Consider the following 21,629-nt stretch of genomic DNA (forward strand, 5'->3'; position numbering starts at 1 on the left):
TGCTCCTATTATCTCGATACAATTAAAGTGCCGGCGTCGTCACCGTTGAGGATGCTCTGTATGATGCCGTCCTGCCGTCCATCGGCAATGACGACGGGGATGTCGGCTTCGGCGGCTTTGGCGGCCGACATCAGTTTGGATTTCATCCCGCCGGTGGAAAGATTTTCATTTTTTCCCCGGTCAAGCGCAAGGATGTCCTCGGAAACCCGTTCGATGAAAGGAACGCGGTCGCCGTTGCCATCACGCAGCCCGTCGGTTGTTGTCAGAAGAATCAGTACGTCGGCGTTGACCAGTGTGGCAACGAGTGACGCCAGAATATCGTTGTCGCCAAAGGTGATTTCTTCGGTGGAAACCGCGTCGTTTTCATTGATGATCGGAATAATGCGATGCTCAATCAGGTTCTGCAGGGTGTTTTTTGCATTAGTCCGGCCGTCACTTACGCGAAAGATCGCATCCGTGAGCAGTACCTGGCCGACCATGATATGTTTCTGGCCGAACAGGTGGCTGTATAGATTCATCAGCCGGGTTTGGCCGACAGCGGCTGCCATCTGCAGGTCGGGCAGGGCGGTAGGACGCTGAGCCATTTTGAGCGCTTCAATTCCAGCGGCAATGGCTCCTGAGGAAACGAGCAGCATTTCGTGGGTTTCGCTGTGTCCGGCGGCCAGACCGGAAACCAGTGAGAAAATCCGGTCGTGATCGGGCTTTCCGGTTTCGTCGACCAGTACGCGGCTGCCGACTTTAACGACAACCCGTTTGGCCTGTTTTAAACTGTTGCGTGTCTCTTTCATAATAAACGCGCATTATTGCCATGCTGTCCGTGAAAAAACATAAAAAAATTCGGTTCATCGCAAGGCGGCAAACGGTAGGATGCGCCGATATGAGAATTACCAGTGGAATTTTAAAGGGGCGGCAGTTCAAGGTGCCGAAGGTTGGAGTGCGTCCAACGACGGAGCGGACGCGCGAAGCGGTTTTTTCATCGCTGGTCGCGCATGTGCCGGGCGCGCGGGTGCTGGATCTGTTTTCCGGGGCCGGTGGATTGGGACTGGAGGCGTGGAGCCGCGGAGCGGCCGGCGTGACCGCTGTAGAGAAAAATTCCAATGCCTGGAACATTCTGCAGAAAAATTTCCAATGTTTGGAACAGCCTGATCTGGGCACTTTTGAGGTGGTGCGGGCCGATGTCTACGCCTACCTGAAGCGGGCGTACGCGTCCTATGATCTTATTTTTGCGGATCCTCCGTACGATGATGTGGATCTGCCTCGTCTGCTCGATGCGGTTGGGGATGTGCTGGCACCGGACGGGCTGTTGGTGTTTGAAATGCGCAGTCGTGATCCCTATAGTCTCCCGCCGGAGTGGACCTCCCTGAGAGAAAAGAAATACGGCTCGACCAAGGTGCTGTTTCTGGAGCGCAAATAAATGAATAAAAAAGCAGTTTATGCGGGAACATTTGATCCGATGACGCTGGGTCATCTCGATGTGGTTGAGCGTGCCGCCAGGATTTTTGAGGATCTGACGGTGGCGGTGGCCGCTGTAACCGGAAAAAACACGCAGTTTTCTCAGCAGGAGCGTATGGATCTGGTTAAAGAATCGGTGAAGAACCTCCCGAACGTGAAGGTAGAGCCGTTTGACGGACTGTTGGTGGAATACGCCCGCTCGCTGGGCGCTTCGGTGATTATTCGTGGGTTGAGAGCGTTTTCAGATTTTGAATATGAATTTCAGATGGCGTTAACCAACCGACGCCTTGCGCCCGATCTGGAAACGCTGTTTTTGATGCCGAAGCAGGATTACAGCTATCTCAGTTCCACAAATATCCGTCAGGTCGCCGCACTGGGAGGCGATGTGAGCGCATTTGTTCCCGCCTGCGTTGAGCAGGCTTTGAAGGAGAAGACGCAATGATTATTCGGCTGGACGATCTGCCCGAACAGGGCAGGACATTTGAGGGGGAAGAGTCTCCGGAGGTGATGGCTTTGGAGCAGTCGGCGGAATTCCATCCGGCGGGGCCGCTGTATTATGATTTATATGCCCAGCTGGTGGACGGCATGCTGATTGTGCGTGGAAAAGTGTCTGCGGAGATGAAAGGGTGCTGTGCAAGATGTACTCAAATTTTCTCGACAACGGTGGCCGATTCCGGTTTTCTGCGCGACTACTCCGACCTTCAGGGGCTGGAAGTGGTGGATGTTACCGAGGATTTGCGCGAGGCGATTTTGCTGAATTTGCCGCATTTTCCTTTGTGTGACGAGTCGTGCCGGGGGCTGTGTCCTCAGTGCGGAAAAGACCTGAACGAAGGGCCTTGCGGCTGTTCGGGCAGGCAAGCCGGTGGCGCGTGGGATGCGCTGGATAGTTTGAATTTGTAATGGAAAACCGGACCGGGGGCGGGTAGTATCCCGCCTTTATTTGAGTCTGAGCAGGAGAAGAAAAATGGCTGTTCCAAAGAGAAAAAAATCGAAAAGCAAGAGTGCCAGCCGCAAGGCGCAGAACATGAAGCGTTCCATCGCCCGCGCAGGTCTGGACGGTGAAAGCGGCGCTCCGTCACTGCCGCATCGCGTCTGCCCGACCACGGGTAAATACAAAGGTCGCCAGGTCCTTACCGTTTCGGACGACTAAGATTATGCGTATCGCTATTGATGCCATGGGTGGTGACTTCGCCCCCCGTGAGATCGTGAAAGGGGCCGTGGAAGCGGCCCGCGGTCTTTCCGGGATTGAAAAACTTTATCTGGTTGGCGACGAAGCCGCTGTTCAGGCAGAGTTAAGCAAATATGGCAAAAAGCCTGAGTGTATCGAGATTCTCCATGCATCCGAAGTGATTGGCATGGATGAGTCGCCGGCGCTGGCGCTCCGCCGCAAAAAAGATTCATCGATCATGCAGGCGGTCAATCTGGTGAAAACCGGTGAGGCGGACGCCATCTTTTCCGCGGGAAGCACCGGCGCTGCAGTGGCTGCGTCCACGCTTCGCCTGCGTACTCTGGATGTCGTTGATCGTCCGGCCATCGCGACCGTGCTGCCTTCCCTCGACCATCCTTTTGTTCTGCTCGATGCCGGCGCCACCACCGACTGCACGGCCGCCATGCTGGTTGAGTTTGCGGCCATGGGCGATATCTACGCAAAGAAAATCCTGAATATCCAGAAGCCGACGGTCGGCCTGCTGAGTATCGGCGGCGAAGATGCCAAAGGCAGCAAGTTTACCAAAGAGGCGTTCCAGCTTCTGGAAAGTTCTCCGCTGAATTTTATCGGCAATGTCGAAAGCCATGACCTGTTTGAAGGAAAAGTGGATGTCGCGGTATGCGACGGCTTTGTCGGGAATGTGGTTCTGAAAACCAGCGAAAGTGTTTCGCACGCCATGGGACAGTGGCTCAAGGAAGCCTTTTCCAGCAGTCTGGTTCGCAAAGTCGGCGCGGGTATCCTGAAAATGTCTGGAGCCTTTTCCGAAATTAAAGAAAAGGTGGATCCGGAAGCATACGGCGGCGCCCCGCTGCTCGGCGTGAAAGGTGTCTGCATCATCGGACACGGTTCTTCTTCTTCCTACGCAGTGTACAACGCGATCCGCGTGGCAGGCACGGCCATCGAACAGAAGCTGAATCATCTGATTGAAGAAGAAATCAATGTGATTTTTGATGGTAACGAACAAAGTGAGTGATTCCAGTAACAGCCTTCGGACGGTTTCCATTATCGGAACCGGCGTTTATCTCCCGGAAAAGGTCGTCACCAACGAGGACCTTTCAAAAATTGTCGATACCTCCGACGAATGGATTTATACCCGCACCGGTATGCGTGAGCGCCGTCTTGCCCGGGAAGACCAAGCGACGTCCGATCTCGCTTCTGCCGCGGCAGAAGCTGCGCTGGCCGACGCCGGGATGACGGCAGAGGAAGTGGATCTTCTGATTGTTGCCACGCTTTCTCCCGATATGTTTTTCCCCAGCACCGCCTGTTTTGTTCAGGAAAAAATCGGCGCCAAAAACGCTTACTGTTACGATCTCGGCGCGGCCTGTTCCGGTTCGCTTTACGCTTTGGAAACCGCGAAGAACCAGATTGCCTGCGGTGCGGTCAATACCGCTCTGGTCATCGGGGCCGAAAAAATGAGTACCTTTATCGACTGGGAAGATCGCAGTACCTGCGTGCTGTTCGGTGATGGCGCGGGCGCCGTCGTCCTGAAAGCCTCGGACAGCGGCCGCGGCATTATGAAAGGCTGTTTCGGTTCCGACGGATCGCTGGCCAATCTTTTATGGACTCCCGGCGGTGGTTCCCGCAGCCCGATGTCGCACGAAATGCTCGACCGAAAAGAGCAGTACCTCAAGATGCAGGGCCGAGAGGTATACAAACACGCTGTCAAACAGATGACGCAGTCGGTGCTGGATGTTCTCGAACTCAACGGGGTTTCCTCGGACGATATCAAATGCTTTGTGGCTCATCAGGCCAATGCCCGCATCATCGAAGCGATCGGCAAGCGGCTCAATGTCATGGACCGCATGTTCATGAATGTTGAAAAGTATGCCAACACATCCGCGGCAGCCTTGTTGATTGCTATCAACGAAGCGGTCAAGTCCGGCATCGTTCAGAAAGGCGACAACATGCTCCTTGTTGCGTTCGGCGGCGGCTTCACCTGGGGCTCAAGCATTGTCGAGTGGAGCAAGTAATTTCCAATGTTCGGAAAAAGCCGTTCGAAAGCTCAGCTTTTTTCCAAACCGTCGAAGCAGGCAGAGCCTGCACCCATCAAATTTTCAATGATTGGAATATAGCGATAAGGAGAGATACGAAATGAAACGAGCCATTCTTTTTCCCGGACAGGGATCGCAGTCAGTCGGTATGGGCAGGGATCTGTACGACGCCATTCCAGAATGCAAAACCCTTTTTGATAAAGCCAATGACGTACTCGGCTACGACATTGCTGCGATCTGCTTTGATGGCCCCGAAGACGAACTGAAAAAATCGCACAACACACAGCCCGCGATTTTCACCGTCAGCGCCGCCGCTTTTGAAGCCATGAAAATCAAGAAACCGACGGAGTTTGACTTTGCCGCCGGTCATTCACTCGGCGAGTGGGGTGCGCTTTATGCCGCCGGTGTTATCTCCTTCGAAGATACGCTGAACGTGCTGAAGGCCCGCGGAGAATTTATTCAGGCCGCCTGCGATGCCAACCCCGGCGGAATGCTCGCTGTGATCGGTCTCGATGGCGAACCTCTCGAAAAGATCGCGGCAGAAGCCGGCGTTACGATGGCCAACATCAACTCCCCGGGGCAGACCGTTCTTTCCGGAACCGCCGAAGCGATAGAGAAAGCCGCTGAAGCCTGTAAAGAAGCCGGTGCCAAACGTGCTTTGCCGCTGCCGGTGGCCGGAGCGTTCCATTCTCCGTTGATGCAGCCTGCTGCCGATCAGATGGCTGAAATGCTTGCGGACATTGAATTTTCGGAACCGGTTATGCCGGTTCTGTCCAATGTTACCGGTGCGCCGCACGAAAGTGCCGCAGCGATTCGTGCCAATATGGTTGCTCAGATTACCGGCTCTGTCCGCTGGGTGGAGTGTATGCAGTATCTTTCTGCGCAGGGCGTCACCGAAGCTGTTGAGTGCGGTCCGGGCAAAGTCCTCGCCGGTCTCATGAAACGGATCGACCGCAATGTCGCCGTTTCCTGCATCGGCACGCTGGCCGATCTCGACAGCTAGCTTCCAGCTGTTTGGCGCTAAGTTGAAAGAGAAACACTTTAGGTCGCCAGACTTCTTCCGCTCGAAGGAAGCTGACAGTGGAAAAATCGGTTACTTCTCGGAAAGAGCTGCCTGAGCAGTCCGTCTCGGCGATTTGCTGATACGAAACATGCTCTGTGACGCCGGCAGGATAATCTGGGTTCATGCCTCTCTGTTTTGTTTATGCCAGAGGCAGGGTTATTCGGAATGTGCTGCCCTTATCCGGAACGCTTTCGGCGGTGATGCGGCCTCCATGGGCCTGAATGAGGGATCGGGCCAAGCTGAGTCCCAAACCGTTTCCCTCAGTTGAGCGGCTTTTTTCTCCGCGATAAAAGCGCTCAAAAATTCGTGTCAGTTCGTCGGGTTTGATGCCAATTCCGGTATCCTGGATTTCCACCTGAACTCGGTTTAAATCGGTCTGTTTACAACGGATGCAGATCGATTTCCCGGTCGGCGTATATTTCAGGGCATTATCGAACAGGTTGGCAATAACACGCTGGAGGCGGGTTTTGTCGCCGGACACGATCATTGGTTCGTTCGGCAGATCGGTCGTCAGATCAATCTGTTTTTCTTCAGCGACCGGAAGGAACAGGTCTGCGGCGCTTTTCAGCAGGTCGGTCAGGTCGATTTCTGCTTTTTCAATTTTCAGGACGCCGGACTCAGACTGAGCAATTTCCAGCATGGTGTTAATCATGCCGGAGAGCCGATCGCTTTCCTCGAGAACGGTGAGTCCCATTTCCCGATATGCGTCAAGGTCCTGCGGTCCAGTGAGCGTAGTTTCCGCCGCGCCGCGCATGCGGGTAATGGGGCTGCGCAGGTCATGGGCGACGTTGTCGGAAACTTCCTTTAATTCGCGAACCAGTGCTTCAATTCGGTTAAGCATCAGATTGAAAGCATTGGCCAGTTCATCAATTTCACGTCCTTCATGGCAGAGAGGCACTGCCTGATGGAGACTGTCCCTTCGGATGCCGGTTACGGCCTGTGTTACACGGCGTACTCCGGCCATGGCCCGGCGGGTACTCAGCAGTCCGGAGATCGTGCTCAGCAGAATCATAAACAGAGATCCGGTTATCAGAATCTGCTGCGTGTGTCGGTTAGACTGATTTTCTCTGCGCAGGTTGATTCCCATTTGCAGAATGCCTGTGTCCGCAATACGACTTGCTGCCAGCCGTGCGTTGAACGGGCTGCTTTTGGGGTAGAGTGTAGAATACACTTTTCTGTGATGCTCCGGCAGCGGCACTGTGGCCAATTCCTGATCAATGCCTTTCCAGAAGGAAAGGTCTGAAGAAAGGAGCACTTTCCCGTCGGGGGACAGGAATCGACAGAACAGATCTTTTGCGCCGGTTGCTTCGGTTTCGCGGTCGAACTCTTCAATGAGTCCCGGCATGCCTTGTTTTTCATAAATGCCGGCAAATTCATCGAGTTCATCCGACAGCATGTAATCAATTCGCTTATTGGCATTGGCCTGGATGCGTACAGATACCAGCGTGAAGACCGCCGTGCAGAACAGTGTGCAGATCAGTGCATACCACGATGCCTGCCGCATGACGACGGTACGGGTCATTGTTTTATTCGAGCACATAACCCATTCCCCGGATCGTTTTTATCAGTTTGCGCTCGAAATCGCGGTCGACTTTGTCCCGCAGTCTGCACATGCGAGCCTCGACTACATTGGTTTGCGGGTCAAAGTTGTAGTCCCAGACATGTTCCATGATCATGGTTTTGGAAATGACCCGGCCACTATTACGCATCAGGTATTCCAACAGGGAAAATTCCCGGGGCTGCAGTTCAATTTCCCGTCCATTCCGGAAAACTTTTCTGCGTACGATATCCAGTTGAAGGTCGCCAACGGTCAGTGTGGTCGGTTCGGCCTGAGCGGTGGACCGGCGGAGCAGTGCCTGAATCCGGGCCAGCAGTTCGGAAAAAGCGAAGGGCTTCATCAGGTAATCATCGGCGCCGACATGCAGCCCTTTCACGCGGTCCTCGATCGAAGATAAGGCACTCAGCGCAATGATCGGGACGTTTATGTTTTTTTGGCGGATTTGCCCAATTAGAGACAGTCCGTTGAGTTTTGGAAGCATGATATCGATGATGGCTGCATCAACGGCGGTTTCCTGGGCCATGTGCAGGCCGACTTCACCATCGGTGGCATGGTCGACGCTGAACCCTTCCTGCTGCAGGCCTTTGATAATGAATGCCGCAGTGCGGGCATCATCTTCTATCAATAATATCTTCATGGTCAGGCGTTTGTTTCGCAACCATAATAACAGAGCCGTGGCCTTTGTCCGTTAAATTTTATCCGAGACTCTCGAAGTCATTCAGAGCGTTTTAGTTCAGCATAAAGAGGATCAGGAAAAACGGAGACTGTTCAAACTTTGTTTTTTATTGAGTGCTCTCCGGCTTGAGACGCGCTGAGGCGCTGAGTCTGGTTAAAAGGATTCCTTCAAATAATCCGCAAAATGACGATGCCCCCGTTTTTCGCTGGGGATGTCGGCAGTCGACATAAACACCATCAGCTTTCCCATGGAGTACTGGCTTTTAGAAAACGGCTTAAGCAGAGACAGGACGCATTCACACAACCATTTTGGTATGCTGATAATTCTCGGCTTGCGTCCGTAGAATTCGAAGCAGGCCTGACAGATTTTGTTCCAGCTCATGTCGTCCGGTCCGCCGACACTGATGATGTTGTTGGACTGTTTGTTCATTTCAGAAACCATGACTTCCGCCAGATCCCGTACGTCGACCGGCGTGAAATAGTTCTGCCCTGATCCGATCACAAACATAGAGCCATACTGTGCCGTTTTGCCCATTTCCAGCAGATCGGAAAAGAACCCGCCGGCTCGGAAAATCAGCCATGAAGCCGAGCTTTTTCTCAGGGTCTCTTCAAAGCGATATTTGGCTTCCAGCAGAGGGACCTCTTTGCAGCCGCGATCAACTCCTTCCGGAGAAATGAATCCAAACTTCTGAACACCGGCTTTCTCTGCCTCCCGCAGGAGATTCACGTTCCCGTGGAAGTCGACATCCATGTGGGATGTTTTTGCTTTAATCCGGGTGATTCCGATGCAGGAGATGACAAGATCCATTCCATCACAGACTCCGTTGAGCGTTTCGGGGCGGGTAACATCGCAGGTTATGGTTTCCAGGTGCAGATGGTCGAGTCCGTTAAATTCCTCCTGAAGACGGGCCAGTGCACGCACGCGGTCGCCTCGGTCTAAATAAAGACGAATCAGGTTCTGTCCGAGAATTCCGGTTCCGGCAATCAGGACGTTCATGGCTTACTCCTCTTTTGGATCATATTGAATCACCCATTCGGTGGAGGGCAGGGTCAGTTTGACTTCACGGTAATGGTCGGACAGATTTCCGTCTTCCTCGGCCTCTTCGCCGCGGCAGATAATTTTCCAGGCGCTGCATTGGTCGAGTCCGGACGCCTTGAGAAATGCTTTTGTACGGATCATCATCGAAACCACCCCTTCGAGTTTGCCGTTTGTCAGGATCGGATAACGCAGGGCGATCAAATGGATCGGCTGGGTCAGGCTGTGTCCCGGCTCGCTGAGCTGCGGCGCAGGGCTCTTATCCATCAGGTCCCAGAAATAAGTCAGTTGATCGACTTTGCGCAGGCTGAACCCGCGGGCGAGGAAGTTGCGTTTGTAGTAGACCTGCCGGATCGTGTAATCGGTGTCGATGTAGGTTCCGCCGAAAAATCCGTCTGTGGCTTCCGCGCAGGGCTTCATTGCTTTGCGGAAGGTGTCGGGCGTCGGTTTCTTAGCGGCCACCTCGCCGAGCCGCGCAAAGGTTTCCCTAAAATATTTTTCGGCGGCGATGCCGATGGGATCGCCCGTCTGTGCGGCCTGACTGCTCAGCGCTGCGCAAAACAGAATAAACGTGATGAAACGCTTCATAATGATTCCTCCTTGTTGAGTTCGAATACCGTGATATACCCGGAGTGGTGTGAAACCGCCCGCCAGCTGAAAGAGCTCTTGTCCATTGCATCCCGCAGCCGGCCTTCAATGTTTTCAGCGATTTCATTCTGCTGGAACAGCCAGTGCCCCGAGCGGGCGCAGAGTGTTCCGAACAGGCTGGTCGGAATATCCACGTCCACAATCATCATCCGCCCGCCGGGTTTCAGAACCCGCGCGGTTTCCGCGAGAACTTTTTTCTTCAGCTCAAAGTGGATGTGATGGAAAAAGAAAGTGGAGACCGCCGCATCAAACGTCCGGTCTGCATAGGGAAGCCGTTCAGCAATCGCGGCATCAAACTGAATATTGCGAATCCCGGCAGCCTTTTTGCGGGCCGCGGCAATCATTTTTTCGGCGGCGTCGAGACCGGTGCAGCAGGAGTTGGTTTTATCGCTCAGTGCTGCCGCAATATCGCGCGTCAGCGTGCCGGTGCCGCAACCGATATCGAGAACCTGCTCATCGCCGCGCAGCGCAAGCTGCCGGATGACCATGCGGTGGAAGCGGCGCTCGAGGCCGAGCGTCATAATCGGTGCGAGCAGGTCATAGACCGGCGCGGCATGATCGAGCGTGATGCCTTCGGTCTGCCGGGCCACTGCTGAGCGGGGGTGCTGCTTCTTATGCATATTCCAAATCCTTCAGGTCCAGAACGGCAAACATCGACTCCGCCAGACTGCCGGCGGTTTTGCGGCTGATGCCCAGTCCCATTTCGCCGAGCGTTTGCAAACCGTCGCGCATCATGCTGAAGCCGAGCTGCGCGGTGGGCAGGGCGGTCGGCAGAACATCGAGATAGAGCCGGTCGGTTACGGCGAGCTCGCGGTTTTCCAGGGTTTGGAAAAACTTGGGCTGCTTTTTCCAAAGAGTGGAAAGCAGATAGTTATGGCGCTGTTCCAGATAATCCCGGGCCATGTCGCGAATATCGTCCAGCACCTGGCATCCAATGCCGAACTGCAGCAGGGCAGTTTTGAGCGCCGCGGCACGTTTCCGGTCGAGATGGGGCTCGATAATTTCCGGGGCCAGAAATGCGACATTAAAAAGAATGCCGGTTTTATAGCGGTGAATGACCGATAGAACCGTTTCCGGATCCGGACGCTCCGTAACACCTTCTTCTTCGCTGGCTTCCTGTGCCGCGCTTGGCAGAAGAATCTGAAGGGAGCGTTCGGAAAGCTGCTGTGCCTGATGAGGGGTGAGAGCGTTCTGAGCAATTCCTTCCCACAGCAGTTTCTGGAAAACCCGGTCGGTCGCCATAATCGAGACAACCTGCCGCATCACGCGGGAGGATCCGGGCATCTGAATGGGAATCACCACCTTGTCTTCGTCATCGAGAAGGTTGTCGGCGCTGGTCACCCAGATGCGGAAAAGATGGATCAGCTTTCCATAGAACAAACGATGTTCCGGATCGCAGTCCATCAGGTGATACATCGACTGGAACAGGGTCGAAAAAATGTTTTTCCGAAGCGTGTAATATTCATTCGGAACGGGTTGCATAGACACCAGATATTCATCCGGTGTATTCGGAGGGACCTGCAGCATCTGGTCGGCATTGTCATAAATGGCGTGAATGGCGGTCTGCTGTTCTGCAAAGGCGGCCTTGAAAACCCGTCCGGCATTCCAGAATTCTGTCCAAACATTCATGGGATCTCCTTTTGATGAAGATTATAGTCGCATTTTGGATGTGACGGTTAAATGACGGCAAGATTACCGTTTGGTAATCTCAACTTTCAGGAAGATCTAAAAGTCGAGCAGAGCAGGTTCAGGGGATTCGTCCGGCTGATAAGTTTTCAGTATCCAATCAAGGCTTCCTTCCATAAGCGGGAGAGGATCGGAGGGACCCAAATAATCCCTCCGCATTTTTGTTTGTATCTTTGAAGCGGAAGTCGAGACTCAGCAGGTCAATAACGTTGCACGCTGGTTGCGGCGCGTGAGGTGCTGCTGCCGGAGTTTTGCTGGGGCGGTAAAATAAAAAGCCTTGCCAGACACGGAGGTTTTACCAATCTGAATACCGTTGTTCGGCGCTGTCTCCGGTTATTTGACGAGGTGATCAAGATATCGTGAAATATTCCTGTTACGTAAAATTTCTTAAAAGATATGTTTGTAACATGAGTTTAACGAATTATTATTCGCACCCGAAATTGGCCTGAATCCTTGGCCAAGTCCAGTTTCGGGAGAATTTATATTGATGACTAATGCGCAGTTGAAAGGAACACTTTTCTGGATTCCGGTACTGATTTTGTCGGTACTGACGTTGACAGGACTGGTTTGGCTGGATGTGCGACCGAAACCAACAATCTTTGAGTTGGCAGGTGAAGGTGATCTTGATGCATTGCAGAAAATGATCGATCACGGAGTTTTATTGGAAGAACCGGATCGAGATGGTTTGACCCCGTTAGCCCATGCGGTTCAGGGGAATCAGTTAGAAGCGGTTGAAAGACTGTTAGCTGCTGGAGCGGATGTGAACGCTCAGTCTGTTGACGGGAACACCGCACTTCGCTACGCAGTCGAGAACGATTTTTCTTCTGTAATCAGCTGCTTACTGGATGCGGGTGCCGATCCTCATTTGCAGAACGATTTCGGAGAATCTCCATTTTTTAAGGCTGTTGACGGAAACCGGTCTTCTGTATCGCTGTTTCTCCAGCGGGGAATTATACCGGATGAGACTCGAGCTCCGGAGAGGGACGGGTATTTTTTCTGTGCGGCTCGCAGCGGCTGTATCCCGGTTCTTCAGCAAATGCTGAAGGACGTTCCGGATGTCAACGAGTTGTCTCCTCTTGGTATGAGTGCTCTGCATTGTGCCGTTTATGCGGATAATTTAGAAGCCACCCATCTGCTGATTGAGCATGGAGCGAATGTGAATCTGTGTGATCGGCATCACTGGAGTCCGTTGCATCAGGCGGTGCGTTCGGGGGATAAAGAGCTGGTTTGTCTCCTTGTGGAGCATGGCGCCGATCTGGAGGCCTGTGATCTTGAAGGCTGCACGCCGTTCTTGACCGCTGTGGATGAAGGTCGTGTGGAACTGGTGAAGGAGTTGGCGGATCTGGGTGCAAATATCGACGCGGAGAACAAAGGAAACAAATCAGCGGAAGATCTGGCTATGACGGGGAATCATGTAGAGATTCTCGTTTTTCTCCGCGAATATCGCGAGAAGCTTCTGCATAAAGGCAAAGGTGAGCAGATTTTCTTTTAATCTGGCACAGTGGGAAATGCGTTTGACCTCCCTTTTGAAAGTCCGCACAATCCGCGGTCTATGATTCAGGAAAAAACAGTTGTTATTCAGCACGATCTCTTTCAGGGGCAGTACCGGCTGCTGCGCGTCGCAGCGCCGAAGATCGGCCCGAACGTTCAGCCCGGACAGTTTATCCATTTGAAGATTCCTCGTATGGAGCATGCTGTGCTGCGTCGACCCTTCAGCGTGTTTAAAGCTGATGACGAGGGCCTTTCCATCCTGTACGCGACGATCGGAAAGGGCACTGCGGCGCTCAACTCGGTTCAACCCGGCGAAGAACTCGACCTGCTCGGTCCTCTTGGAAACGGGTTTCCAACCCTTGGGAAAGACAAAACAATTCCGGTGCTGGTTGCCGGAGGGTACGGAAATGCCGCGCTCTATCTGCAGGCCGCCGGCCTGCCGGCCCAAGGAGTTGCCTTTTTCGGCGGACGGACGGCGGAAGACATTCTTTGTGTCGATGAATTCAAGGCGCTGGGATGGGATGTGCGCGTCGCCACTGATGACGGATCGATGGGCACAAAAGGGCTTGTGACCGCAGCGCTCGATCCGTGGCTCGAGGAGCAGAAGGAACAGTTCCAGGCCTTGGAAATTTTTGCATGCGGTCCCAACGCAATGCTTCGGGCTATTGGCGACCGCGCGCTCGAAAAACAGATTACCGCCTGGCTGTCGATGGATCGCAATATGGCCTGTGGTGTCGGGGCCTGTCTGACCTGTGTAATTAAGCGGAAAACCGAAACCGGCTGGGAATGGGCGCGCTGCTGCAAAGACGGCCCGGTGTTTAATGCCAAGGAGATTCTTTGGGATGAGTAAACCTGATTTGAAAATTAAAATCGGCAGTCTTGAGATGAAGAACCCGGTGACGGTGGCGTCGGGTACCTTCGGGTATGGACCGGAATACGCCGACTATGTCGACCTCGATCGTCTGGGCGCTGTAACGGTCAAAGGGATTTGTTCAGAGCCTCATATCGGCAACAACACACCGCGTACGTTTGAAACCGCCAGCGGAATGCTCAACGCAATCGGTCTTCCCGGACCTGGAGCGAAAGGGTTTGTCGAAAAATATATTCCGTTTTTCGAAAAATATGATGTGCCTCTGATCGTCAATATTTGGGGCCGAACGCTCGAAGAATACGGTGATGTGGCGGAGCAGATTGGCGCGCAGGAACGCGTCGGCGCACTGGAGGTGAACGTTTCCTGTCCGAACGTTAAAGAGGGCGGTGCGCTCTACGGAACCAATGTGGATCTGTTCTGTTCGGTTGTGAAAAAAGTTCGCGCCAAAACGACCAAGCCGATCATCATCAAGCTGGCCCCCAACGTGGCGGACATCAAAGCATTTGCGGTGGCGGCCGAAGAGTGCGGAGCCGACGGGCTGGCGATCATGAATTCCTATCCTGCCATGGCCATCGACATTGAAACCCGCATGCCGCAGCTTTCCAACCGGACCGGCGGTCTTTCCGGGCCGGCGATCAAACCGATTGCGGTGAAACTGGTATGGGAAGCCGCTCAGGTCGTCGATATTCCTATCATTGGAATGGGAGGCATCAGCAGCCCCGAGGACGCCATCGAATTCATCATTGCCGGAGCAACGGCTGTCGCGGTCGGAACCGCCAACTTCAGCGATCCGTCTACTGCCGTGCGCGTGACCGAGGGCATTGAAAGCTGGATGGCTCAGCGCAATATCGCTTCGATTGCTGAGCTGCGTGGAACGGTTCAGGCATGAAACGCCGGGTGCTGACGGCCGGCCTGGGCGTGCTGACGATCGCGGTGACGATCTTCTGTATTTTATACAGTCCGGCGGAGAGCCGCCTGGAAGCAGTTCCTGCGTACGCACATGTGGTTTACAACAACGAGTCGCCCGACTGGTTTTTGTCGTTTTTTCCAATCCTCGGAAAAAGCGGCGATGAATTTTCCGAGGTTTGGAATAAAAGTTTCCGAACATTGGAAACGCGGCCGCTGGCCGTGGCCACGGTGGCTTTTGCCGGACCGGGGCAGCGCGACTGCTGGGTCGGAGTGAGCGAACTGAGCGGCTCGCAGGCGTTGGCGCTTCGCTGGCGGCTGATGTTGTTTCCGCCGGACGGAGTCAGCGCGGCGCGGCCTTATGCCGTGTGGCGGGTTTGGCGGTTCGAACACCCAGGCCTGCCTTCCTGGGCGAAGGTCCGGCTTGCGGTGACGGAACGCCTGTTGGTTTGTTCGGTTTCTGCTGACAGCCGCGATATTTATCGGTTGCTGGATGTGGCCGACGGACGGTCGGTTTCTCTCGAGAAACGAAACCGTCGATAGAGTTATCCAGGGATTCCGATGTCCGCCTCTTTCATCGATGGATATCCGACGAGTCGGGTCAGTCGATCCATCAGTTCTTTCATTCGCTGACCGCTTTCATTGGCCAGTTCCAGCAATTCGTGCTGGAGAGCGGGTTGAGTGGTTTGCAGCAGAGCTGCTTCGATGGAGGCGGTGATGACGGTCAGTGGCTGGGAGAGTTTGAGGGCGAGCTGCGAGATCTGCAGAAGAAGGTCGGCGCGGCTTTTATTGCTTCTGCGGTTTTCCGGCGGCAGGATGAGGTCTTCTTCGTGCTGCAGCACCTGGCTTTCGAGGGATTCCACCTGTTTTTCGACTTTGGCTGTGGCGGCCTCAACATTTTCGCGTACGTCATCGACGGTGCTTTTAATGATCTCTGGCGGCGTGTTATCGAGATGCATAATCGTATCGAGCTTATCCAGAACAATCGCCAGGGCTCCCATGTCGATGTTGTCGCCGCTGCCGCCGACTTCCCCGCTTTCACTGCCCGCACCGGTTCCTTCGCCGGCTCCCGTGCGCGAGTTGCGGGACTGAATCATGAGGCGGTTCCATTCCTGTTCCGGAATGTCTTCGGAATCGAGCAGGGCGCGTGCTTTTTCTTCGCCGTGCTTGCGAATGTAGTTTAAAACATCCAGCTCGGTTTTGGTCATTTTCTTGTGCTGTTCTGCGAAGCGGGCGGCGAGAATTTCCACTTGCCGCTGCTCTTCTGCTTCACGAAGGGCTTCGAGAATCTGTTCGTCCACCTCGGGCTGTTCTTCGCCGACTGCATTGCGGATTTTATCGACCACAGTTTTTTCGAGCAGAAGCATGGCTTTGTGCAGGCTGGCTTTTCCTCGTGCGGATTTGAATTTTTTCTGCTGAGCGAGTCCTTCATAGGTGCGGCGCAGGCAGCCGATAACAATGTCTGCCAATGATTCGCCGTTCTCCAGCGATTGCATGGACTGGCGGACCGAGACCGATTCCATGATGAGCTGCCCGAGTTTTTCGGGATCGGAGAGCATTTCCTGAAGTTCGTCGGTTGGCGGTTCCGATGCAGAGGACGGGTCGCCTTTGAGGAAGGCGACAATTTGTTCGATTTGGATGGGGGGAGGAGTCTCTTCCTCCTCTTCGTTTTTTTCTTCTGCTGCTTCTTCGTCCAGTCCGTCTCCATCGCCTTCAACGCCGTTCCGGCCGCCTTCGTCATCTCCGACTAAATGCTCCCCCTCGTGCTGAGCAACGTATTCGACGGAATCGGCTTTGATATGGTCCATCCCGGCTTCGTCCAGCTGTTCCTTAATGCTGGGGCCGGACTGATTGCCGGCGGTACAGAGTGCGTTGACGAGCTGGGTGAGTTCGTCCAGGGTGATTCCATTGCGGAAGACGAGGTGAGGAATGTTCAGGGTTATGAATTTTCGTTCCAGTGCGCGCAGGTGGACTGTGTAGTCCGAAATCATTTTATCATTGATGGTGAGAGTCTTGTTGAAGAGGCCGAGCGCGACTTTTTTTTCAATTCGCAGTGCATCGCTTAATACCTGATGCGCTTCTTTCATTGGACCGGAAACCGAAGGGTGATTCATTCCGTAAATGGATGCAATGTTCAGCATTTTTCCAAGAATCCCAAGGGCATTCATCATTTCAGGACTGCTGATTCCTGATATCGCTTTGCTCATTTCAACCTCCAAGAGGTATAACTATAATGTAAACGACAAAACAATCTACTCTATTAAAGAATAATAATGTTATGGCGTCCGGATCTGCGGCAGTATCCGCTTGCTGTTCCCGGGGGCTGTCATGATATTTAAAGAGGGATTGGTTTTATATATTTTGATGCTTTTCGGAGAATATGATGAAAAAAATAATCGATTTTCTTTTACTGTCGCTCCTGCTGATTTCCGCGGGCTGCAAGACGACTGAGACCCAGCCGGTTTCCTGGGAGCAGCAGCAGGCTTATATGGGAAAGGTCCGTGATCCGCGACTTTTCGGCCTGGGAATCTATCAAACGCCAGGTGGGCTTCAGATTCGGGGAGGAGGTCGTTTGCATCCTTCTAAGGCGGAAATACTGCCGATGTTGTCGAAGAAACCCTGGCGGCCGGTTGTGAATATGAACGGGACATTGGGGAAGAAATGGCCGGTGCTTCTGGATTGCACGGTATCCGCCAGCCTGTTTGAGTTTGATACTGCAGTAAAAGCAAAGGCCTGTCCGGTTGGAGAGGGAGGTGCCCAGCTTGTTCGCTGGCCAGGGGATGAGGTTCCCTGCTGCGTTTCTTTGATTCCATCGATTCGTCTGGGGCAGGTGTATGTTGAAAATCAGCTCGTAATGGTTCGAATGGCCAACCGATCTTTGGGTGAGTCGGCGCGCGGAGCGGTGGATCCTGATCCTTGTGCTGTTCTGGGATGGGATGTCCTGGAAAAGTTTGAACAGATCCAGTTTCTTTACTCTATCGGACAGGTTTTGCTGAAGACCACCGATCCATATGAGCCGAATCCTCTGTCGCTGTCCGCCCAGATCCCGTTGGTTGATCATCGGGGAGCCTGTGTCGTAAGAGGGCTTGTGAACGGGAGCGCTGAACTGATTCTGATTGATCCGGCGGGTGATTTTGAGGTGGCCGCAGAATCCGGAGCATCTATTGATCGAATCAAGCTTGCTGAAGGGGTGGTGATCTCCAGCCCCTCCGTCGCCTCCTCGCCGGGAGGGATCCGTATTGGTGCACATTTTTTGCAGAACTATCGTGTTACAATCTGTCCAAGGGCCGGAGTTGTGTATTTTGAAAATCCGGAGCTTTAGCTGTTATCGGCTTTTTCGTCTGTGTGGTTGAGGAGCTCGTGGATGGCCTCCCGAAGCTGGATGAGGGAAACCGGCTTCTCAAAGACCTTGCAGGCCCCGAATCTTTTGGCGAGCGGAAGGAAGTTCATGGATGCGGTTTGCATGCCTCCGGAGATGGCGATGATTGGGAGCTCCGAGTTGTGATTGCGGATGTAGGTGACAAGTTCGAGGCCATCCATTTCCGGCATCATGATATCGGTGATGATTAGGTCCGGAGTTTCTGCGAGCATCTGATCGAGCCCATCTTTTCCGTTGTCTGCTGATTCTGTTCGATAGCCCAGGCTTTTTAGAAATTGTGTGAAAACACTCTGAACAGCGTGATCATCATCGATTATTAAAATGTATCCCATGGGGACATCTCCGGTGGGTTACTTAACAGGTGCCAGTACTTGATGTACCATCCTGAGTAATTTGACAATAGGAAACGGTTTTTCCAGCAGGCAGAATGAGTTTGGTTCTATACCTGCCTTTCGGATGCGATCGCCCGAATAACCGCTGCACAGAATAACCTGCAGGTTCGGTTTTTTTTCTGTCAGTTTCGCCGCCAGTTCTGCCCCGTTTTTTCCGGGGAGAACAATGTCGCTGAACAGCAGATCAAATGCTCCGTTCTGTTCGTCGAATATTTTTTCGGCTTCTTCTGCATCGGGAGCAGATTCAACCTGATAGCCGGCTTTGTGCAACGCTGATTTCGCCAGGGTCCGGATCGCAAGGTCATCTTCGACAATCAGAATGCGTTGGTTGTTGCTTTCGGAATTTAAATCGCTGCCGGATTGGCTGGTGACGGTTGTTTGCGCCGGGATGCCGGTTTTGAGTGGCAGATAGATCTTGAATGTCGAACCGTGCCCGGGTTCGCTGTAGACATTAATCCATCCTTTATGGTCCTGGATGATTCCGTAAATAGCCGCCAGTCCCAGGCCCGTTCCTTTGCCGGGGTCCTTGGTGCTGAAGAAGGGTTCGAATATGCGTTTTATGGTCTTTGGGGACATTCCGGTGCCAGTGTCACTTATGCTGAGGCAGGCAAAGTCTCCGGCTCTTGTTTGCAGCGATTGTTCAGAATCTTCTTTGGTAAAAGAAATCGGTTCGGTTTTCAGGGTCAGAACGCCGCCGTCCGGCATGGCATCGCGTGCATTAATTGCCATATTTAAAATTGCGCGTTCAATTTGTCTGGGGTCGGCGTTGACAGGAACAGGGTCGGGAGCAAAAACAGTCTCTATCTGGATGTTTTCTCCAATAACGCTGGTGACAAAGGATAATGTGTTTTTAACGGTGTCGCTCAGGTTCATGGAGGTGAATTCAACAGCTTGTTTCCGGCTGAACGCCAACAGCTGACGGGTCAGGTCTGCTGCGTGCCGGGTGGCCTTCTGGATTTCCTGAACGTTGCTGCGGGGCTGTGTTTCGGTTTCATCCAGAGAGAACATTAGCAGTTCACTGAAGCCGAGGATGGATTGCAGGATGTTGTTGAAGTCGTGGGCGATACCGCCGGCCAGCTGCCCAATGACCTCCATCTTCTGAGCCTGCTTCATTTGTTCTTCGCGGATTAGTTCCTGAGTGATATCCCGCTTAACTGCTACATAATGGGTGATTTGATTTTGTTCGTCGCGCACGGGAGAGATGGTGGCGTCTTCTGTGTAGGTCTGTCCGTCTTTTCGTCGGTTAACCAATTGGCCTTCCCAGATGTTTCCGGCACGAAGTACGTCCCACATCTTTGTGTAGAAAAGGTCATCATGTTTTCCGCTTCTTAAAATATCTGTATTTTTGCCGATGGCTTCAGATCGTGTATAACCGGTTTGGTTTTCAAAGGCAGGGTTTACATATTCAATAATGCCTTTCGGATTGGTGATCATAACGGTTTCTGGAGATTGTTCTATCGCGGTTGACAGGCGCCGGAGTTCGCTTTCCGCTTTTTTCCGGTCGGTAATGTTTACAACGTTTCCCAGACAGTAAGACGGGCTTCCGTCAGGTTTGCGTATGAGAACCGCATCCAGCAGGCCGTAAACCGGTTCCCCGGTCTTATGGATAAATGTTTTTTCCATTCGGAAATGTTCGATTTTTCCGTCCACCAGCTGCTTTTGAAGTTCCAGATTCTTCTCCAGAACTTCCGGTGCTGTAATCTCGCTGAGATGTTTTCCCTTCAGTTCCTTTTCGGTATAGCCGAGCATTTCACAATAGGCCTGATTTGCTGTTTCAATATAGAAGTCCAGAGAGACTTGAGCGACGCCGGTGGCCATCGAGTCATAAATGCCCCGGAACCGTGCTTCGCTTTCTTTCATTGCATTCTGGACTTCTTTGCGATGCGTAATGTCCGAAATGAACCCTTCAACCAGCATGCTGTTCTTTTCATTCCTGCGTCCGATTCCGCGTTCCCATAACCAGCGTTCTTCGCCTTCCCGAGTGATAATTCGATATTCAATTTCAAAATGCCTGTGATCATTCAGGCTTGCCTGGATTTGATTCGAAACCATGTTTCGATCCTCCGGGTGAATCAGTTCCTTATAGGAGATGGTTTTGTTGTTAATGAGATCTTCCGCGGTGTAGCCCGTGATTTTGGTTGCGCCGTCGCTGATAAACCGCATCGTCCAGTTCTTGTCGTTTTCGCAGAGGTATGCCATTCCTGGCAGGTTGGAAAGGAGCGTGGAAAACCGATTCCGGGACAAGGTGAGTTCCTGCTCGGCCGCTTTGCGGTTTGAAATGTCATGAGCAAAAGCAAAGACCGTTGTTTTGCCCTGGAACGTAATGGTGTTCGAATGGATTTCGACTGGAAAGATGTGACCCTCTTTTGTTTTGTGGAATCTTTCAGAAAATGTAGATCGTGACTTCTGGATTTGGTCCCAGTGTTTTTTCCAGCCTTGAATGTCATAGAACGGATCAATATCAACGACTGACAGCTTAAGCAGCTCGTCCTGTGAATACCCAAGCGATTGGCATGCAGCTTTATTGACATAGCTGAACGATCCATCCTTATCGATCCAGAAGGCGGAATCAGAGGCGTTATCAATCGAAAACTGAGTCATTTCCAGTTTCTCTTTAGCGAGCACCGCATCTTCCATCATGTTCAAGGCTGCCCGGCGCGAATCGATCAGCTCCTGATTCGCGGTTTCCAGTTCGGTTGTTCGGGCTTTAATCAGTTGCTCTAAAGAATCTTTTTGCTCCTGAATTTTCTGGTGGGCAAAACAGTTTTGTATCGCCAGCCCGAGCGTAGGGCCTATGACTGCCATCATCGCGCAGGTTTCGGATGATTTGTTGGGGTCGGGCAGGTTTATGAGCAGAAGTGACCCTATCAGGTTCCGGCCGCTGTGTACGGGAATTCTCATCAGGTTTTTAACGCCGGCCTGAGCGAGAGGGATTTTTAAAGGATGATCTTCGCTGAATTCAGATAACGTCAGTGGAACCGAGTCCGGGAGGCGCATGTGGCAGAAAGTGCTCAGCGGGAGGTGTTCGAACTGTTTTGTCTGGAGTGGGGGAAAAATGAAATACGATTCACATTTTTCCTGCCGGTTTGCGTGAAGGAAAAATATGACTGTTTCGGCTTTGCTCATCTTGCAGAGCTGCTCACTCAAGTGTTCCGCCATTTTATCTGGACTGTCCAGTGCAATTAAATCAGTAAGAAAAGAGGAACTCACCCACATTGCTGCCTTCTCTTTTTCTGTGTTGTTTGTCGCTGTATTCATAAAGTTTGTTCCGACG

At 52.8% G+C, this 21,629-nt stretch carries 22 protein-coding genes; 12 read left to right on the forward strand and 10 right to left on the reverse strand.

What is annotated here, in order from left to right; genetic code table 11:
* Positions 1 to 8: 8 nt before the first annotated feature.
* Positions 9 to 788, reverse strand: coding sequence for a glutamate 5-kinase (gene proB, locus GT409_RS08975; protein ID WP_160628765.1), 780 nt, complete (start codon positions 786 to 788; stop codon positions 9 to 11).
* Between the two features lie 89 nt (positions 789 to 877).
* On the opposite strand from proB, the gene rsmD reads away from it, so the two are divergent.
* The 7 genes from rsmD to fabD all read left to right on the forward strand — a co-directional run bounded on the left by rsmD (position 878) and on the right by fabD (position 5,653).
* Entirely contained in the window at positions 878 to 1,414 is a 537-nt protein-coding gene (gene rsmD / locus GT409_RS08980; RefSeq protein ID WP_160628766.1) for a 16S rRNA (guanine(966)-N(2))-methyltransferase RsmD, read from the forward strand.
* A complete protein-coding gene (gene coaD / locus GT409_RS08985) occupies positions 1,415 to 1,894 on the forward strand; it encodes a pantetheine-phosphate adenylyltransferase (protein WP_160628767.1) in 480 nt (159 codons plus the stop codon).
* Positions 1,891 to 2,352, forward strand: coding sequence for a YceD family protein (locus GT409_RS08990; protein ID WP_160628768.1), 462 nt, complete (start codon positions 1,891 to 1,893; stop codon positions 2,350 to 2,352). Before coaD ends, GT409_RS08990 begins: the two co-directional genes overlap by 4 nt.
* A 64-nt stretch (positions 2,353 to 2,416) precedes the next feature.
* A complete protein-coding gene (gene rpmF, locus GT409_RS08995) occupies positions 2,417 to 2,602 on the forward strand; it encodes a 50S ribosomal protein L32 (RefSeq protein WP_160628769.1) in 186 nt (61 codons plus the stop codon).
* Positions 2,603 to 2,606: 4 nt separating this feature from the next.
* Positions 2,607 to 3,632: a phosphate acyltransferase PlsX gene (gene plsX, locus GT409_RS09000; RefSeq protein ID WP_160628770.1), complete on the forward strand. Its 1,026-nt coding sequence runs from the start codon at positions 2,607 to 2,609 to the stop codon at positions 3,630 to 3,632.
* Positions 3,610 to 4,629 carry a beta-ketoacyl-ACP synthase III gene (locus GT409_RS09005; protein WP_233231508.1) on the forward strand — a complete coding sequence of 340 codons (1,020 nt, stop codon included), beginning with the start codon at positions 3,610 to 3,612 and terminating at the stop codon, positions 4,627 to 4,629. Before plsX ends, GT409_RS09005 begins: the two co-directional genes overlap by 23 nt.
* Before the next feature lie 121 nt (positions 4,630 to 4,750).
* Positions 4,751 to 5,653 (forward strand): ACP S-malonyltransferase, encoded by a 903-nt coding sequence (fabD, locus tag GT409_RS09010; protein WP_160628771.1) that lies wholly within the window; start codon positions 4,751 to 4,753, stop codon positions 5,651 to 5,653.
* Positions 5,654 to 5,852: 199 nt separating this feature from the next.
* Here fabD and GT409_RS09015 read toward each other — a convergent pair whose 3' ends face one another.
* The 6 genes from GT409_RS09015 to GT409_RS09040 form a co-directional block, all read right to left on the reverse strand.
* Positions 5,853 to 7,253 (reverse strand): sensor histidine kinase, encoded by a 1,401-nt coding sequence (locus tag GT409_RS09015; RefSeq protein WP_160628772.1) that lies wholly within the window; start codon positions 7,251 to 7,253, stop codon positions 5,853 to 5,855.
* On the reverse strand, positions 7,240 to 7,908 hold the full coding sequence (locus GT409_RS09020) for a response regulator (protein WP_160628773.1): 669 nt from the start codon (positions 7,906 to 7,908) through the stop codon (positions 7,240 to 7,242). Before GT409_RS09020 ends, GT409_RS09015 begins: the two co-directional genes overlap by 14 nt.
* Positions 7,909 to 8,100: 192 nt before the next feature.
* The gene (locus GT409_RS09025) at positions 8,101 to 8,943 is read right to left on the reverse strand and encodes an SDR family oxidoreductase (RefSeq protein WP_160628774.1); all 843 of its coding nucleotides are present in this window, start codon (positions 8,941 to 8,943) and stop codon (positions 8,101 to 8,103) included.
* 3 nt (positions 8,944 to 8,946) lie between these two features.
* A complete protein-coding gene (locus GT409_RS09030; protein WP_160628775.1) occupies positions 8,947 to 9,570 on the reverse strand; it encodes a hypothetical protein in 624 nt (207 codons plus the stop codon).
* Complete coding sequence (locus GT409_RS09035; RefSeq protein ID WP_160628776.1) at positions 9,567 to 10,250, reverse strand: class I SAM-dependent methyltransferase; 684 nt, start codon at positions 10,248 to 10,250, stop codon at positions 9,567 to 9,569. Before GT409_RS09035 ends, GT409_RS09030 begins: the two co-directional genes overlap by 4 nt.
* Entirely contained in the window at positions 10,243 to 11,259 is a 1,017-nt protein-coding gene (locus tag GT409_RS09040) for a hypothetical protein (protein ID WP_160628777.1), read from the reverse strand. Before GT409_RS09040 ends, GT409_RS09035 begins: the two co-directional genes overlap by 8 nt.
* A 544-nt stretch (positions 11,260 to 11,803) precedes the next feature.
* Between GT409_RS09040 and GT409_RS09045 the strand changes: the two genes are divergently transcribed.
* Genes GT409_RS09045 through GT409_RS09060 form a run of 4 tightly spaced genes read left to right on the forward strand, consistent with a single transcriptional unit; the run spans position 11,804 to position 15,127 of the window.
* Positions 11,804 to 12,808: an ankyrin repeat domain-containing protein gene (locus GT409_RS09045; protein WP_160628778.1), complete on the forward strand. Its 1,005-nt coding sequence runs from the start codon at positions 11,804 to 11,806 to the stop codon at positions 12,806 to 12,808.
* 60 nt (positions 12,809 to 12,868) lie between these two features.
* Complete coding sequence (locus tag GT409_RS09050) at positions 12,869 to 13,657, forward strand: dihydroorotate dehydrogenase electron transfer subunit (protein ID WP_160628779.1); 789 nt, start codon at positions 12,869 to 12,871, stop codon at positions 13,655 to 13,657.
* The gene (locus tag GT409_RS09055) at positions 13,650 to 14,567 is read left to right on the forward strand and encodes a dihydroorotate dehydrogenase (RefSeq protein ID WP_160628780.1); all 918 of its coding nucleotides are present in this window, start codon (positions 13,650 to 13,652) and stop codon (positions 14,565 to 14,567) included. The genes GT409_RS09050 and GT409_RS09055 overlap by 8 nt, the downstream gene beginning before the upstream one ends.
* Complete coding sequence (locus GT409_RS09060) at positions 14,564 to 15,127, forward strand: hypothetical protein (RefSeq protein WP_160628781.1); 564 nt, start codon at positions 14,564 to 14,566, stop codon at positions 15,125 to 15,127. Before GT409_RS09055 ends, GT409_RS09060 begins: the two co-directional genes overlap by 4 nt.
* A 2-nt stretch (positions 15,128 to 15,129) precedes the next feature.
* Here GT409_RS09060 and GT409_RS09065 read toward each other — a convergent pair whose 3' ends face one another.
* Entirely contained in the window at positions 15,130 to 16,791 is a 1,662-nt protein-coding gene (locus GT409_RS09065) for a hypothetical protein (protein ID WP_160628782.1), read from the reverse strand.
* A gap of 173 nt (positions 16,792 to 16,964) precedes the next feature.
* Here GT409_RS09065 and GT409_RS09070 point away from each other — a divergent pair, with 173 nt between their 5' ends.
* Complete coding sequence (locus GT409_RS09070; protein WP_160628783.1) at positions 16,965 to 17,906, forward strand: hypothetical protein; 942 nt, start codon at positions 16,965 to 16,967, stop codon at positions 17,904 to 17,906.
* Here GT409_RS09070 and GT409_RS09075 read toward each other — a convergent pair.
* On the reverse strand, positions 17,903 to 18,295 hold the full coding sequence (locus GT409_RS09075; RefSeq protein WP_160628784.1) for a response regulator: 393 nt from the start codon (positions 18,293 to 18,295) through the stop codon (positions 17,903 to 17,905). The genes GT409_RS09070 and GT409_RS09075 overlap by 4 nt on opposite strands.
* Positions 18,296 to 18,313: 18 nt before the next feature.
* Positions 18,314 to 21,613 (reverse strand): PAS domain S-box protein, encoded by a 3,300-nt coding sequence (locus GT409_RS09080; protein ID WP_160628785.1) that lies wholly within the window; start codon positions 21,611 to 21,613, stop codon positions 18,314 to 18,316.
* Positions 21,614 to 21,629 lie beyond the last annotated feature (16 nt).

It is taken from the genome of Tichowtungia aerotolerans (assembly GCF_009905215.1).
Taxonomy (GTDB): domain Bacteria; phylum Verrucomicrobiota; class Kiritimatiellia; order Kiritimatiellales; family Tichowtungiaceae; genus Tichowtungia; species Tichowtungia aerotolerans.

Excerpts from the sequence above, each read along its gene's own strand:
- GT409_RS09025 (WP_160628774.1), bottom strand. The coding sequence starts at position 8,943 with ATGAACGTCCTGATTGCCGGAACCGGAATTCTCGGACAGAACCTGATT.
- rsmD (WP_160628766.1), top strand. The coding sequence starts at position 878 with ATGAGAATTACCAGTGGAATTTTAAAGGGGCGGCAGTTCAAGGTGCCG.
- GT409_RS09040 (WP_160628777.1), bottom strand. The coding sequence starts at position 11,259 with ATGAATGTTTGGACAGAATTCTGGAATGCCGGACGGGTTTTCAAGGCC.
- GT409_RS09030 (WP_160628775.1), bottom strand. The coding sequence starts at position 9,570 with ATGAAGCGTTTCATCACGTTTATTCTGTTTTGCGCAGCGCTGAGCAGT.
- GT409_RS09015 (WP_160628772.1), bottom strand. The coding sequence starts at position 7,253 with ATGTGCTCGAATAAAACAATGACCCGTACCGTCGTCATGCGGCAGGCA.
- GT409_RS09070 (WP_160628783.1), top strand. The coding sequence starts at position 16,965 with ATGATGAAAAAAATAATCGATTTTCTTTTACTGTCGCTCCTGCTGATT.
- GT409_RS09045 (WP_160628778.1), top strand. The coding sequence starts at position 11,804 with ATGACTAATGCGCAGTTGAAAGGAACACTTTTCTGGATTCCGGTACTG.
- proB (WP_160628765.1), bottom strand. The coding sequence starts at position 788 with ATGAAAGAGACACGCAACAGTTTAAAACAGGCCAAACGGGTTGTCGTT.
- GT409_RS09050 (WP_160628779.1), top strand. The coding sequence starts at position 12,869 with ATGATTCAGGAAAAAACAGTTGTTATTCAGCACGATCTCTTTCAGGGG.
- fabD (WP_160628771.1), top strand. The coding sequence starts at position 4,751 with ATGAAACGAGCCATTCTTTTTCCCGGACAGGGATCGCAGTCAGTCGGT.
- coaD (WP_160628767.1), top strand. The coding sequence starts at position 1,415 with ATGAATAAAAAAGCAGTTTATGCGGGAACATTTGATCCGATGACGCTG.
- GT409_RS09060 (WP_160628781.1), top strand. The coding sequence starts at position 14,564 with ATGAAACGCCGGGTGCTGACGGCCGGCCTGGGCGTGCTGACGATCGCG.
- GT409_RS09080 (WP_160628785.1), bottom strand. The coding sequence starts at position 21,613 with ATGAATACAGCGACAAACAACACAGAAAAAGAGAAGGCAGCAATGTGG.
- rpmF (WP_160628769.1), top strand. The coding sequence starts at position 2,417 with ATGGCTGTTCCAAAGAGAAAAAAATCGAAAAGCAAGAGTGCCAGCCGC.
- GT409_RS08990 (WP_160628768.1), top strand. The coding sequence starts at position 1,891 with ATGATTATTCGGCTGGACGATCTGCCCGAACAGGGCAGGACATTTGAG.
- GT409_RS09065 (WP_160628782.1), bottom strand. The coding sequence starts at position 16,791 with ATGAGCAAAGCGATATCAGGAATCAGCAGTCCTGAAATGATGAATGCC.
- plsX (WP_160628770.1), top strand. The coding sequence starts at position 2,607 with ATGCGTATCGCTATTGATGCCATGGGTGGTGACTTCGCCCCCCGTGAG.
- GT409_RS09020 (WP_160628773.1), bottom strand. The coding sequence starts at position 7,908 with ATGAAGATATTATTGATAGAAGATGATGCCCGCACTGCGGCATTCATT.
- GT409_RS09005 (WP_233231508.1), top strand. The coding sequence starts at position 3,610 with ATGGTAACGAACAAAGTGAGTGATTCCAGTAACAGCCTTCGGACGGTT.
- GT409_RS09055 (WP_160628780.1), top strand. The coding sequence starts at position 13,650 with ATGAGTAAACCTGATTTGAAAATTAAAATCGGCAGTCTTGAGATGAAG.
- GT409_RS09075 (WP_160628784.1), bottom strand. The coding sequence starts at position 18,295 with ATGGGATACATTTTAATAATCGATGATGATCACGCTGTTCAGAGTGTT.
- GT409_RS09035 (WP_160628776.1), bottom strand. The coding sequence starts at position 10,250 with ATGCATAAGAAGCAGCACCCCCGCTCAGCAGTGGCCCGGCAGACCGAA.